12 protein-coding genes and 1 pseudogene are annotated in these 12,762 nt (G+C 70.9%); 9 read left to right on the top strand and 4 right to left on the bottom strand.

The genetic code is table 11. The features are described from left to right. Positions 1-311: 311 nt before the first annotated feature. Genes ACFHWU_RS15525 through ACFHWU_RS15515 form a run of 3 tightly spaced genes read left to right on the top strand, consistent with a single transcriptional unit; the run spans position 312 to position 1,902 of the window. Entirely contained in the window at positions 312-449 is a 138-nt protein-coding gene (locus ACFHWU_RS15525) for a hypothetical protein (protein WP_416590863.1), read from the top strand. Further along, positions 446-730 carry a flavin reductase gene (locus tag ACFHWU_RS15520; RefSeq protein WP_416590862.1) on the top strand — a complete coding sequence of 95 codons (285 nt, stop codon included), beginning with the start codon at positions 446-448 and terminating at the stop codon, positions 728-730. Before ACFHWU_RS15525 ends, ACFHWU_RS15520 begins: the two co-directional genes overlap by 4 nt. Next, entirely contained in the window at positions 727-1,902 is a 1,176-nt protein-coding gene (locus ACFHWU_RS15515) for a helix-turn-helix domain-containing protein (protein ID WP_416590861.1), read from the top strand. The genes ACFHWU_RS15520 and ACFHWU_RS15515 overlap by 4 nt, the downstream gene beginning before the upstream one ends. A gap of 34 nt (positions 1,903-1,936) precedes the next feature. Here ACFHWU_RS15515 and ACFHWU_RS15510 read toward each other — a convergent pair whose 3' ends face one another. Beyond that, a complete protein-coding gene (locus tag ACFHWU_RS15510) occupies positions 1,937-2,110 on the bottom strand; it encodes a hypothetical protein (protein WP_416590860.1) in 174 nt (57 codons plus the stop codon). Between the two features lie 89 nt (positions 2,111-2,199). Next, positions 2,200-2,775: a TetR/AcrR family transcriptional regulator gene (locus ACFHWU_RS15505; protein WP_416554149.1), complete on the bottom strand. Its 576-nt coding sequence runs from the start codon at positions 2,773-2,775 to the stop codon at positions 2,200-2,202. 87 nt (positions 2,776-2,862) lie between these two features. Between ACFHWU_RS15505 and ACFHWU_RS15500 the strand changes: the two genes are divergently transcribed. The 3 genes from ACFHWU_RS15500 (at position 2,863) to ACFHWU_RS15490 (ending at position 5,642) form a co-directional block, all read left to right on the top strand. Next, a complete protein-coding gene (locus ACFHWU_RS15500; RefSeq protein ID WP_416590859.1) occupies positions 2,863-3,777 on the top strand; it encodes an SDR family NAD(P)-dependent oxidoreductase in 915 nt (304 codons plus the stop codon). A gap of 126 nt (positions 3,778-3,903) precedes the next feature. Beyond that, complete coding sequence (locus ACFHWU_RS15495; RefSeq protein ID WP_416554153.1) at positions 3,904-4,365, top strand: GbsR/MarR family transcriptional regulator; 462 nt, start codon at positions 3,904-3,906, stop codon at positions 4,363-4,365. Beyond that, complete coding sequence (locus ACFHWU_RS15490; protein WP_416568238.1) at positions 4,362-5,642, top strand: glycosyltransferase; 1,281 nt, start codon at positions 4,362-4,364, stop codon at positions 5,640-5,642. Before ACFHWU_RS15495 ends, ACFHWU_RS15490 begins: the two co-directional genes overlap by 4 nt. Positions 5,643-5,839: 197 nt before the next feature. Here ACFHWU_RS15490 and ACFHWU_RS15485 read toward each other — a convergent pair. After that, positions 5,840-5,899: pseudogene (locus ACFHWU_RS15485) on the bottom strand (hypothetical protein); the annotation flags it as partial. 22 nt (positions 5,900-5,921) lie between these two features. On the opposite strand from ACFHWU_RS15485, the gene ACFHWU_RS15480 reads away from it, so the two are divergent. Beyond that, positions 5,922-6,869 carry an alpha-ketoacid dehydrogenase subunit beta gene (locus ACFHWU_RS15480; RefSeq protein ID WP_416568239.1) on the top strand — a complete coding sequence of 316 codons (948 nt, stop codon included), beginning with the start codon at positions 5,922-5,924 and terminating at the stop codon, positions 6,867-6,869. A 28-nt stretch (positions 6,870-6,897) separates the two neighbouring features. Next, positions 6,898-7,197 (top strand): hypothetical protein, encoded by a 300-nt coding sequence (locus tag ACFHWU_RS15475; protein WP_416554159.1) that lies wholly within the window; start codon positions 6,898-6,900, stop codon positions 7,195-7,197. A gap of 138 nt (positions 7,198-7,335) precedes the next feature. Here the strand turns inward: ACFHWU_RS15475 and ACFHWU_RS15470 are convergent, their stop codons facing one another. Then, complete coding sequence (locus tag ACFHWU_RS15470; protein ID WP_416554161.1) at positions 7,336-7,971, bottom strand: MOSC domain-containing protein; 636 nt, start codon at positions 7,969-7,971, stop codon at positions 7,336-7,338. A gap of 322 nt (positions 7,972-8,293) precedes the next feature. Between ACFHWU_RS15470 and ACFHWU_RS15465 the strand changes: the two genes are divergently transcribed. Beyond that, positions 8,294-12,553, top strand: coding sequence for a carbohydrate-binding protein (locus ACFHWU_RS15465; protein WP_416590858.1), 4,260 nt, complete (start codon positions 8,294-8,296; stop codon positions 12,551-12,553). The last annotated feature ends 209 nt before the right edge of the window (positions 12,554-12,762 follow it).

Raw genomic sequence — 12,762 nt, 5'->3', positions numbered from 1 at the left:
GCGGGCATCGCTGGTGTTCCTCCCAGGTTTCGATGTCTCCATCAAACCCGGTGCGGGACACTTCACATGCCGGGCAGCCTACTTGCAGAGGTTGCGCCGTCGCTTCCCACATCGGGGTGGTGAGTTCGGCGGCGGCGCGGCCTCGCGTTAGCTGGGCCCGACGTGTACCCGTGATCGCCTTCCCGCGTCGGGCCCGCCTGCTGGGCGGCGGCTCGGGGTCGACGTGGAGAGCCACCTCGGGTCGCCGCCCTTCCAACACTCGTTGAGGGGGCAGCGTGCTCGGGAAGTGGTTTCAGCGTGCGGACGTACCGATGGACGTGGTCTATCCGGTGCCGGGCCGGCGGCGGTACGCCGACCGGACGGCGCCGCCGCCGGATCGGCGGCCGGCGACCCGTACCGACCGGGCGCAGGCCAGGGGCGGTAACGCCGGCCGGCACTACCTGCCATGAGGACACCCGCAACCGGCAGGGAGCCGGTGCACGAGCCGACGCGGCCGTCGTGGTGCTGCGCGGTCTGTCCGGACGGGACGCCGTGGCCGTGTCCGCCGGGCCGCACGCAGTTGGCGGAGGCGTACGTCGGTGAGCCGGTCGCGTTGTCGGTCGACGTCGGCGAACTGCTGACCCTGGCCGCCGAGGAGGCCGGCATCACCGACCCGGCCGAGCTGCACGAACGCTTCGTCTCTTGGACCTGGATCGACGGGACCGGGATCGATGCGGGTGGGCGGCCGTGAGCGTGGCGGTGGGGCGTCGGGTCGCCCTGTGGCGGGTACGGCGGCGGATGACCCAGCAGGTGCTCGCCGACCGGGTCGGTCGGTCTAAGAGCTGGGTGGAGAAGGTGGAGCGTGGTGTCCGGACGTTGGACCGGTTCTCGCTGATCCGGCAGGTCGCCGAGGTGCTGCGGGTCGACCCGGCGGAGTTGGTCGGCCCGGACCGGCCAGCGGAGGCCGGTGGGGCGGTCGACGGGGTGGCGGCGGTCCGAGCGGCGCTGGCCAGCTACGAGGTGTTCACCGCCGCCGACAGCGGACCGGCAGGGGAACAGGAGGTCACGCAGCGGGTGGAGCACGCCTGGTCGACGTACCAGCACGGCGACTATCCCCGGCTGCTGCGGACGGTGCCGGAGTTGCTGGACGCTGCCCGGCGGCTGCACGCCACCCGGCCTGCGCCTGGGGCGGAGTTGTTGGTGCGCGCTTACCGGATTATCGCGCTCGTGCTGGTCAAGGTCGGTGAACCCGAGCTGGCCTGGTTGGCGGCCGATCGGGCGCTGGCCGTGGCCGGCAGCGATCCGGTGCTGGCCGGTTTGGCGGCGGTGCCGCTCGGGCAGGCGCTGCGCGGGCTGGGCCAGGACCGGTTGGCGATGACGACGACGGTCGCCGCCGCCGACCGCATCGCGGCGGCGTCTGTCGAGCGCGGCACGGTGTACGGGACGTTGCTGCTGCAGGCCGGGTTGGCCGCTGCCGGCTGCGGCGAAACCCGCAGCGTCGACGAGCTGCTCGGCCGGGCCGCTGACGTCGCTGGCCGCATCGGCGACGGGCTGGACTACCGTACGGCGAGCTTCGGCCCGGCGGCCGTCGAGCTGGCGCACGTCGCGGCGGCCGTGGAGTCGGGCGACGCCCGGCAGGCGGTACGCCGACACGAAACGGCCACCCGGCAGCTGACGTGGCGTGGACTGCCGGCGGAGCATCGGGCGGCGTACCTGGTGGACGCCGCGCGGGCGTACCTCGACGTCGGTGACTTCGTAGCGGCAGGACGCTGGCTCGTCGAGGCGGACCGCGTCGTACCGGCTGAGATCCGCTGCCGGCCTTCCGCCCGTACGGTCGTGGCGGAGATCGCCCGGTGCGGGCCGGACGCGGCCGGCGTCGCCCGGCTGGCGACGGCGCTCGGGCTGACGACCGGCGTTTCGTAACGAGGGAACCTGTATGACCCTCAACCCGCCAGTTTCACGACAATACAGGTTCCCTCGCCAGCGTCAGCCGGGCAGCGTCACCGCGTTCCTCGGTGAGGTGGAAGGCCCTGATCCATGCCTCGGTACGCGCGCGTTCCGTCGCCAGCGCGGCATCGTCCCCATCGTGCAGTTCGCTGCGGACGTCGTCCCAGTCGTGGAACTCGGTCATTGCCTCTCCTGTCGGCGGGTCGAGGGGCAGGCCATCCATGTCGCCGTGTTGCGCCACGATCTGGCGCTGGAGCAGGCGTCACGCCCGGATCAGGTTGACCGTCCGGCCTGACCCAGCACCCGGAGCAGGTCCTCGACCAGGTCCTCGGCGCTGGCGTGGCCCTTTCCGTCGGCTGCCAGGTGGCCGGTGATGGCCAGGTCGGCGGCGCCGTGCGCCAACGCGCGGACGAGGGCGGCGGCCCGTTCCGGGTCGCCGGCGGGTAGGGCGGCGGCGGCCTGCGCCTCGGCGGTCAGCTCGACGAGTCGCCGCCAGGTGGCGCCGGCCCGCTCGTGCAGGTCCGCTGAGGCGTTCATCGACCACCCGTAGACCAGCGCGAACCGTCGCGGGTGCTGCTGCGCCCAGCGTACGTATTCGAGCAGGACGCGCCGCAGCGGCGCGGCGGCCTCGGTCCGTGGCGTCGGCGTCGCCGTCATGACCCGGTCGAGCCGGTCGAACTCCTGGATGGCGACGGCCTCCAGCAGGGCCTGCTTGTCGGTGAAGTGCTTGTACGGCGCGTTGTGTGACACGCCGGCCCGACGCCCGACCTCCCGCAGGGTGACCCGATCGGGGCCGCCCTCGTCGAGCAGTGCGGTCGCTGCGGCGACCAGGTCGTCCCGGGTGCTCATCGCCCGATCCTAGATCAGGTTGACGCTGTCAACCTGGGCGACGTAAGGTCAGGTTGACAACGTCAACCCATGAAGGGGTTCATTCTGATGAGGACCGTCGTCATCACCGGGGCAACCACCGGCCTCGGACTGCGCGTCGCCGGGCGGCTCGCCGCCCAGGGCTGGCACGTTGTGCTCGGCTACCGGGCGGAAAGCCGGGGAGAAGCGGCGGCCCGGCAGATCCGTCGCCGGACCCCCGCTGCGAGCCTCGAACCGCTCCGGATCGACCTGGCCGACCTGCGCTCGGTCGCGGACGCGGCCGGGGAACTGCGCCGCTCCGGGCAGCGTCCGCCGCTGCACGCCATCGTCGGCAACGCCGGCGTTCAGATCATCGACGGGGTACGCCGGTCCGCCGACGGCTACGAGCTGACCTTCGCCACCAACCACCTCGGTCACCACCTGCTCGTCGCCGGGCTGCTGGATGACCTGGCCGCCGGGGCCCGGATCGCGATTGTCAGCAGCGGCACCCACTGGCGGGAGAAGAGCATGGGCTTTCCGGAGCCGCGTTGGACGAGTGCCCGCGAGCTCGTCGACCCGTCCGACGCCGACGCGACCCCGACGGCGGGCCGGGTCCGCTACTCGACGTCGAAGCTGGCAAACATCTACTTCGTCTACGAGCTCGCCCGCCGCCTGGACGGGCGGCCGATCAGCGTCAACGCGTACGACCCGGGGCTGATGCCCGACACCAGCCTGTCCCGCGACTATCCGACGCTCGTCCGGACCGGCTTTCGGATGGCCGCTCCGCTGATCAGCGCGCTGCTGCCCGGCGCGCGCAGCTCCCGGGCCTCCGCCCGGCACCTGGCCGACCTGGTCAGCGACGCCCGGTTCGACGGCACCACCGGCGCCTACCTGGAGGGTCCGAAGATCGCCCCGTCCTCACCCGAGTCGTACGACGTCGCTCGGGCCCAGCAGCTCTGGGCCGACAGCGAGCAACTGATCGACCAGGCGCTCGCCCGCCGCTGAGCTGAGTGGGACCGCTGCGGATCGCGTCACCAGCAGCCGTGTTACCGTTGACGTTCGGGAAGTCCTGAACGTTCGTGATACTGATGTCCCGTGGTGGGATGTCGCCGGTGACGGAGGAGATGACGCGTGGACCCGGACGCCGGGCGGCGGTACGCCGAAGAGGTCGGTGTCGCCCTCGCTCAGATGGGCACCACCCCGGCGTTCGGCAAGCTGCTGGGCTGGCTGCTGATCTGCGACCCGCCGGGCCAGACCACCGCACAACTGTGCGAGGCGGTCGGGCTGTCCAAGGCATCCGTCTCGGCCGGGATGCGGGCCCTGGAGCAGTCCGGCATGGTGCGCCGGGTGCCGACCAGCGGCCGGGGCCACGCGTACGAGATACACCCGGACGCCTTCGCCCGGGCGATCGACCCCACAGACAAGATGCGCACCTTCATCGACCTGATGCAGCGCGGCATCGACCTCGTCGGCGACGCGGACGCTCCCGAAGCGGACCGGCTCCGGCACACCCGCGACTTCTACACGTTCATGATCGAACGCACGCCCGCGCTGATGGAGGAGTTCCGCCGGCAGACCGGAAGGAGCGTGTGACGGTGCGGGTCCTGATCGTCACCGTCGGATCGCGCGGCGACGTCCAGCCGTACCTGGCGCTCGGCACCGGGCTGCGGGCGGCCGGCCATGACGTCACCCTGGCCACCTGCGCCAGATTTCGGTCCTTCGTCACCGACCACGGCCTGACGTACGGCCACCTCGGCGACGAGATCCTGCAACTGCTCGACTCGGCGGCGGGCCGCGCCGCGATGGAGGACACCACCGGACTTCTCGGCTCGATCAAGACCAACATCAGGCTGGCCCGGCAGGCGAACCCGATCAACCGGGGGCTGCTGGCCGACGTCTGGCAGGCGGCCCGCCAGGCCGACCCGGAAGTGATCGTCTACCACCCCAAGGCGCTGGCCGGCCCACACGTCGCCGAGAAACTCGGCGTGCCGGCGGTGCAGGCGGTGCCCGTACCGATGTCCGTGGCGACCGGCGACTTCCCGATGATCGGCATGCCGTCGCTGCCGCTGGGCCGCCCGTACAACCGGCTCACCTACCGGCTCGCCGGTGCCGGCTACCGGATGTACGACGGCATGGTCAACACCTTCCGGCAGGAGACGTTGGGGCTCGCCAGGACCAGCGGCGCGGCCCTGGCCACCCGGCTGCCCGACGGGCGGCCGATCCCGGTGCTGCACGCGATCAGCGGCCACGTCCTGCCGCGCCCCGCCGACTGGCCCGGCCACGCCCAGCTCACCGGATACTGGTTCCTCGACGATGCCACCGGCTGGCAGCCACCGGCCGAGCTGGTCGACTTCCTCGACGCAGGCGACCCGCCGGTGTACGTCGGCTTCGGCAGCATGGCCGGGCGCGACCCGCGGCGCCTCACCCGGGCCGTCGGCGACGCGTTGCGCCTGGCCGGCGTACGCGGCATCGTCGCCACCGGCTGGGGCGGGCTGGACGCGGCGGACCTGCCGGACAATGTCCTGCCCATCACCCAGGCGCCGCACGACTGGTTGTTTCCCCGGGTGTCCGCCGTGGTGCATCACGGCGGTGCCGGCACCACCGCCGCCGCGCTGCGCGCCGGCAGACCGTCGGTGATCTGTCCGTTCATCCTGGACCAGTTCTTCTGGGGTCGGCGGATCGCCGCGCTCGGCGCGGGCAGCACCCCGGTGCCGCAGTCCACACTCACCGCGCAGCGGCTCGCCGCCGCGATCCGCCAGGTCACCACCGACATCGACGTTCGGGATGCGGCGGCCGGGTTGGGGCGGCGCGTCACGGCCGAGGACGGCGTCGCGAGCGCGGTGGCACGGATCGAAGCCGCAGCGGCGTGACCGACCCCGGGTCGTTGACGGTCACGGTCCCGAGTCGGGTTTCGGCCGCACGATGAACCACATCGCGTGCACGTCCTGGTTGCCGACCTGTTCGTCGTACAGCCAGCGGCACCGGATCGATGCCGGTGTCCACCCGACGCCGGCCAGTCGCTGCGGTTCTTTAGCAGGTGCGGGCGGGACGAGTCGAACACCATGCTGTCCCCGGCGCCGAGCACGACCTCCTGGAAGCCGACCTGGCAGGTCAGCTCACCCTCCATGATGTAGGCGTGCTCGTGGCCGGTGTGTCGCTGGAACCGGCCGGACACACGCGGGACGCGCCGGGTCGTCGACATCCCGATCTCCGAGCAGGCCATCCTCGGTGCGGTGCTGGGCGCGGCGATGACCGGGCTGCGCCCGGTCACCGAGATCATGTTCTCCGACTTTTTCGCGGTCCGCTGGGACATCGTGGTCAACCAGATCGCCAAGACCCGGTACATGACCAACGGCCAGGTCAGCCTGCCGCTGGTGATCAAGTCCGGCAACGGCGGAAGCCTGCGGTTCGGTGCCCAGCTTTCGCAGTCGGTGGAGAACCGGGCGATGGCCGTACCCGGTCTGAAGGTGGTCAGCCCGTCCGCCCCGACCGACGTGATCGGCCTGATGGCCGCCGCCGTCCGCAGCGACGACCCGGTGCTGTTCTTCAAACACAAGGGACTGTACGCGGGGCGGGCCGAGGTGCCCGACGGGGAGATCGTCGACACCCTCGGCACCGCGAAGATCCGCCGGCCGGGCCGGGACGCCACCGTCGTCGCCCTCGGCCTGATGGTGCCCCGGGCGCTGCAGGCCGCCGACGAACTCGCTGGCCGGGGCATCGACGTCGAGGTCATCGACGTCCGGTCGCTGGTGCCGCTGGTGTTCTGGGACCTGGACGGGCCGGTCCAGCGGATCACCACCCCGCACATTCCGCCGGCACTACCTGCGATGAGGACACCCGGAACCGGCAAAGGGCCGGTGCATGAGCCGGTGCGGCCGTCGTGGTGCTGTGCGGTCTGTTCGGAGGGTACGCCGTGGCCGTGTCCGCCGGGTCGGACGCAGTTGGCGGAGGCGTACGTGGGTGAGCCGTTGGCGCTGTCGGTCGACGTCGGTGAGCTGCTGACGGTCGCCGTCGAGGAGGCGGGGATCACCGATCCGGCCGAGTTGTACGAGCGTTTCGTGTCGTGGACGTGGGTCGACGCGGGTGGGCGGCGGTGAGTGTGGCGGTGGGGCGTCGGGTGGCGCTGTGGCGGGTACGGCGGCGGATGACCCAGTGTTCGCCGCCGCCGGCCGGGTCGCCGCGGCGTCTGTCGAGTGCGGCGCGGTGCACGGGACGTTGCTGCTGCAGGCCGGGTTGGCCGCCGCCGGCTGCGGCGAAACCCGCAGCGTCGACGAGCTGATCGCACAGGCTGCTGAGGTGGCCAGGCAGATCGGGGACGGCCCGAACTACCGGCAGGCGAGCTTCCGCGCGGGCGTACCTCGACGTCGGCGACTTCAAAGCGGCGGGTCGGTGGGTGGTCGAGGCGGACCGCGTCGCACCGGCTGAGATCCGCTGCCGGCCCTCCGCCCGTACCCTCGTGGCGGAGACTGCCCGGTGCGGGCCGGACACTGCCGGCGTCGCCCGGCTGGCGACGGCGCTCGGGCTGACGACCGGCGTTTCGTGACGAGGGAACCTGTATGACCCTTAAACCGGCGGGTTGAGGGCCATAGCGGTTCCCTCGGTGGCGTCGGCCGTGCCGAGTACCCGGATCTGGTCGCCGGGCCGGATGACGCCACCGACCACGACGCGGGCGTAGAGGCCACGCAGCCGGGCCTGGCGACCCTGCTCACTCCAGACCAGCTTGTGCGCGTCGCGTCCGTAGCGGTTGGCGAACTTCGCGCACCCGGTGTGCGGCTCGGCCGTCACCTCGATGACCGCCTCGTCGCCGACCGCCAGTCGGGTGCCGGCGGGCAGCGCGTCGGCGTGCAGGTCGAGGTCGGCGAAGAGCTGGTCGCCGGCCAGCCCCCAGTGCTGCGGGTCGTCGCCGGCGACCAGCCGGACGAACCGGGAGTTCATCACGGTGAGCTGCCGGTCCGGGTGCGCAGACCCGTCACTGGTCGCCGAACTGCCGCGCTGCGCCCAGCCGTCGCCGACCAGCCCGTCGGTGATGTCGAGCCTCCCCTCGGCCAGCAGTTCCCGCTCGGCAACGGCCGGCCGGCGGACCACGAGGTGCAGCGTGCCGGAGCCGCGCGGGGAGCGAGCCACCTCCGCGAGCCCGGCGGTGAGCTCGGCGGTGGTCAGGTGGCGGGGAGTCGTGGTGTGCGCCGTGGGCCGGTCCATGCCCGTAGTGTGCCAAAGCTTTTCGCGTCGTCGCCTGCTGTCTGGCCGACCGCGTTCCCGCCGACTGAAGCTTCGTGATCGGTTCTGTTTCTTTGTGACCACCTTGCGCCGCCGCGTAGGGCGGCTGGCTGCGGTTACTGGCACCACGATGCCAACCGGGATCACCTGAGGGCGCACCCGGCCAGTGCGGTGCGGTCGATTGTGATCGGATGCGATCGACTCTGTTCTTTTCTGTTGTTGACTGGTGTCTTTCGATCGATTTACTGTCGCGAGACCAGCCGTGCATCGGACAGAAACATGCGGTCGGCAGAAGGAGACATTCATGAGACGTGGATCGGCCGTCGCAGCCCTGCTCGTGCTCGGGATGATCGCCCCAGCTCAACTGGTCTCTGGTACGTCTACCGCTGCGGCTGCACCTGCGGCTGCGGCGACCGTCGACATCACCGTGGACGCGAGCGTCGTCGCGGCTGACAACGTCAACGGCCTGACCTTCAAAGGCTTCGGCGTGCTGAGCGCGAACAGCACCAGCGCCGTGCTGATGGACTACAAGGCCCAGCACCCCGAGACGTACGCGCGGCTGCTGCGGGTCCTCTTCGGCGGCGACCGACCCGTCATGAGCCACGTCAAGATCGAGATGGGCAACGACCGGAACAACTCGACCGGACCCGACCCGGCCACCATGCGCCGGGAGACCGAGCCGGCGAACGTGGCCCGGCACCCGGGCTTCCAACTGGCCGCCGACGCCAGGAAGGTCAACCCCGACCTCAAGGTCAGCATCCTGCGGTGGAACGCGCCGGCGTGGGCGAACACCAACGACAAGATCTACACCTGGTACAAGAACACCATCCTGGCGGCCTACCGCGAGTACGGCTTCATGGTCGACTACGTCAACCCCGGGGTGAACGAGCACACCGCCGATCTCACCTGGACCAAGCAGTACGCGAACCAGGTGCGCAGCGACACCACCGGCTACGTCAGCGACGATCCCGCACTGGCCGGCTTCCGCCCCGGCGAGGCGCAGCTCTACCACCAGATCAAGGTCGTCATCTCCGACGAGGTCGGCATCGGCAGCTTCGGCGGCGCGATGGTCGGCGACGCCGAGCTGCGCGACGCAGTCGCGGTGGCCGGCTACCACTACAACACGAACGACGACGGTCAGCACAACTTCACCCGGCTCGCCGAGCAGTTCGACAAGGAAATCTGGAACAGCGAGGCGCAGGCCACCTTCAGCAACTCGTCGTTCCGGCAGAACAACAACACGGCAGACCCGACCGTGCCGGGCACCGGCATCGGCGGCACGGGCAGCGCGCTGGAGATGGCCAACACCATCGTCAAGGGCTTCGTGATGTCGCGGCGGACGCACTTCGTCTACCAACCCGCCATCGGCTCGTTTTTCGAAGGCGGCCAGTACTCCTTCAAGGAGCTCGTGTCCGCCCGCGACCCGTGGTCAGGGTGGATTCACTACGACGCGGGACTCGCCGTGCTGCAGCACTTCACCAGCTTCGCGCAGACCGGTTGGGAGAACGACTCCAACACCGCCGGGGTCTGGCGGGTTGTCCCGCAGGCCAGCGCCTCCACCGCCACCGGCACCAACCCGGTCGTCGGGCGCAACGGTCAGCCCAACTACCTCACCATGGCCGCGCCGGACCGGTCGGACTTCTCGACCGTGATCGTCAACGACTCCGAGTACGCACGGACCTATGAGATCACGCCGGTCGGTTTCGATCTCGGGGTCGACCCGAAACTCGCCGTCTGGCAGACCGGGGCTGCCGGCGGCGGCGAGGCGTTCGACGCCAACTACAAGCGCCACGTCGCCGATGCGGTGCCCGGCGTCACCGGCGGCTACCAGGTCAGCGTCGAACCATACTCCATCGTCACCGTCACCTCGCTCGACGTCACCGCAGATCCGGAGTGGGCCACGCCGCTGCCGGTCGAGGGCGAGCGCACGGTGCTCGACGCCGACCCGGAGCACGGCGTGCTGTGGGCCGACGACTTCGACTACGTCGGCCGGACCGTGCCGGTGATCGGTCCGGGTGGCGTCGTCACGAGCCAGACCGAGAGCTTCATCGACTCCCGTGGCGGCGACACGGGCGCCATCCCGCTGTACACCTGGGACCGGAACGGTGCCTTCGAGACGGTGCGGACCGGCGACGGGAACAACGTGCTGCGTCAGCAGATCGACCGGGCGACGACCGGTGTCGGCGGTGCCTGGAACAGCGCCGATCCCGTCACCGGCGTCGGTGATCTGCGCTGGACCAACTACCAGGCGGGCGTCGACGTGCGGTTCGACCGGGGCCCGGCGTCGGACAACTACGCAGCCATCGGCGCGCGTTCGACCGGCGGTGGCAGCTCACACAGTCTGAGCGGCACACCCTATGCGTTGCTGCTGGCCTCCGACGGGACCTGGCAGTTCCGCCGTACCGGTAGGACGATCTCCGGCGGGACCGTCGCCGGATTCGACGCCACCGCCTGGCACCGGTTGGCGATCCGGGTCGCCGGTCACCAGATCACCGGCTTCGTCAACGGCGACCAGGTGTTCAGCTGGACCGACGACGTGCCGTACCTGTCCGGTCGCGTCGACCTCGCCAGCGGCTTCCACCACACCCGGTTCGACAACCTGACGATCGAGCGGGTGCCGGGCTACCTGCCGTACTACCGCGAACTCCTCGACAATCTGGAGATGAACGACCTGGCCGACCCGCCGGCCGCACGGCTCGCCTACAGCGGAGACTGGCGGCACGCCAACGGCGGCAGCATGTACGAATATCATCGCTCGTCGTCGACCAGTCGGGGGCCCGGTGCCACCCTCGCGTACACGTTCACCGGTTCCGGGATCGACGTCACGGGAGTCAACGACGGCAGCGCCCGGCTCGACGTGCGGGTCGACGGCGAACTCGTCGCGACGAACCTGCCGACCAGGTCCGTCACCAACTTCCAGCAGACCGTGGCCGTGCGAGGACTGCCGTGGGGTCGGCACACTGTGACCTTTGAGGTGATCGCCGGGACGCTGGTGGTCGACTCGGTCGGTGTCCTGGGGACGCCGGCAACCGAGCCGGCGTCGAGCGATGCTGTCAGCCAGGCGTTGGCGGTAGCCTCGCGGATCGAGCGGACCGAGGACTTCACCGACCGGGACTGGGCGCTGCTGCAGTCCAACATCGCGATGGCCGGTCGTGCGGTGGCCGACCCGGTGGGCTATCGGCTCGACGGGGAGGGCGCCCGGCAGATCGTCTCCCGGCTTCAGGCGGCCAGCTACCCGCTGGCCAATCGGGTGGCCGCGCTGCCGCAGGTCTGGCGGGCGACCTTCCTCGGCCAGGCGCCGGACGATCTGCCGGCGACGCTGCCCGCCACGCTCACCGACGGCACCACCCGGGATCTCGCGGTGACCTGGGATCTCGACGGAATCGACGTCAGCCAGGCGTGGACGACGGTCGCCGTCCGGGGCAGCCACGGTGGTGCCACCACGACCGCCTGGGTCGAGGTCGTGCCGCCAGGGCTGAGGTACTTCGCGGACGTCAACGGGACCGCGGCCGGCACCCTGGGCTACAACTCGCCGGCCCACGCGGCGGTCGCCGAACTGCTGGGCGACGATCTGCGCAACGGCGCACCCGACCAGGTCCTCGAAGGCGATGCGACCTGGGGCCTCGGGGCGTCCAACGCCGCCGGCGACCGTGACATCCGGTACAAGGGGATCGTCGCTGGTGACTACAGCAAGACGACCACCACGGGGGTGTACACGGCCAACCAGGTGGGGGCGACCCTCAGTTACACCTTCACCCTGCCGGCGGGTCGCCACACGATCGTGGCGGGCAGCCACTCCTGGTGGCCCGGCAACAGTCGCGGCTACGACGTGTTCCTGGACTATGACGGTGCCGCGCACCAGGTCGGAGCGCAGGTCACCCTCGACACCGCCACGCCGTCGAGGGTGTTGAGCTACGACATCGACCTGGCCGCGGCCGGGCCGGTGACCATCCGGCTGCGGGCGACCAACAACCAGTCGCCGATGCTGTCGTGGGCCGCTGCGGTCGAGGGGGTCTACTCCGTGTCGTACGACGTCAACGGCGGCATCGGCACGGCCCCCGAGGCGCGCAATGGTCTGTTGCGGACCGATGCGGGTCTGGACGCGCCGGGCACCGGTCTGCGCAGGCCCGCGTTCGAGTTCGCCGGTTGGAACACCGCCGCCGACGGCAGCGGCACCACGGTGACCGCCGCCACCGAGGTGTCGGCCCTGGCCCAAACCGCGGCGACGCTGTACGTCCAGTGGACGCCGGTGGTACCCACCTGGGAGCCGTCGCAGGTGTACACCGAGGGTGATCTCGTGTTCCACGCCGGCCGGGCGTACCAGGCCCAGTGGTGGACGAGGAACCAGGTACCGGGTGCCACGCAGTGGGGTGCCTGGGCCGAGCTCGGTGCCTACCAGCACTGCGGCAGCGATTTCTACCCGGAGTGGACGTCGTCGTGGATCTACACCGGCGGCGAGACCGTCGAGCATGACGGGCAGCTGTGGACCGCACAGTGGTGGACGCGGGACCAGCAACCTGCCGCCTCCGGGTGGGGCCCCTGGAAACGGGTTGGTGCCTGCTGATCCCGGTCCGCCCGCCCGTCCCGCGCCGATCATGTCTGCCGGGTCGGGCGGCGCCGGCCGCCACCCGGTGTCCGGCGCGGTCCCGGCCAGCTCGCCGCCCAGGGCCGGTAGCGACCCCAGCCGGTGTCGTCGTCGAAGCGGATCGCCTCGCCGTGCCAGACCCCCCGCTGCGGGCCTGCAACCGGACGAGATGACCGAGGATCTCGTAC

This window comes from Micromonospora sp. LOL_015, assembly GCF_048060275.1.
Taxonomy (GTDB): domain Bacteria; phylum Actinomycetota; class Actinomycetes; order Mycobacteriales; family Micromonosporaceae; genus Micromonospora_E.
This window is presented reverse-complemented; position numbering and strand designations above follow the sequence as displayed.

What these genes read in the sequence shown, in the direction of transcription:
- ACFHWU_RS15525 (WP_416590863.1), top strand. Translation starts at nt 312, where the DNA reads ATGGACGTGGTCTATCCGGTGCCGGGCCGGCGGCGGTACGCCGACCGG.
- ACFHWU_RS15520 (WP_416590862.1), top strand. Translation starts at nt 446, where the DNA reads ATGAGGACACCCGCAACCGGCAGGGAGCCGGTGCACGAGCCGACGCGG.
- ACFHWU_RS15510 (WP_416590860.1), bottom strand. Translation starts at nt 2,110, where the DNA reads ATGACCGAGTTCCACGACTGGGACGACGTCCGCAGCGAACTGCACGAT.
- ACFHWU_RS15505 (WP_416554149.1), bottom strand. Translation starts at nt 2,775, where the DNA reads ATGAGCACCCGGGACGACCTGGTCGCCGCAGCGACCGCACTGCTCGAC.
- ACFHWU_RS15500 (WP_416590859.1), top strand. Translation starts at nt 2,863, where the DNA reads ATGAGGACCGTCGTCATCACCGGGGCAACCACCGGCCTCGGACTGCGC.
- ACFHWU_RS15470 (WP_416554161.1), bottom strand. Translation starts at nt 7,971, where the DNA reads ATGGACCGGCCCACGGCGCACACCACGACTCCCCGCCACCTGACCACC.
- ACFHWU_RS15465 (WP_416590858.1), top strand. Translation starts at nt 8,294, where the DNA reads ATGAGACGTGGATCGGCCGTCGCAGCCCTGCTCGTGCTCGGGATGATC.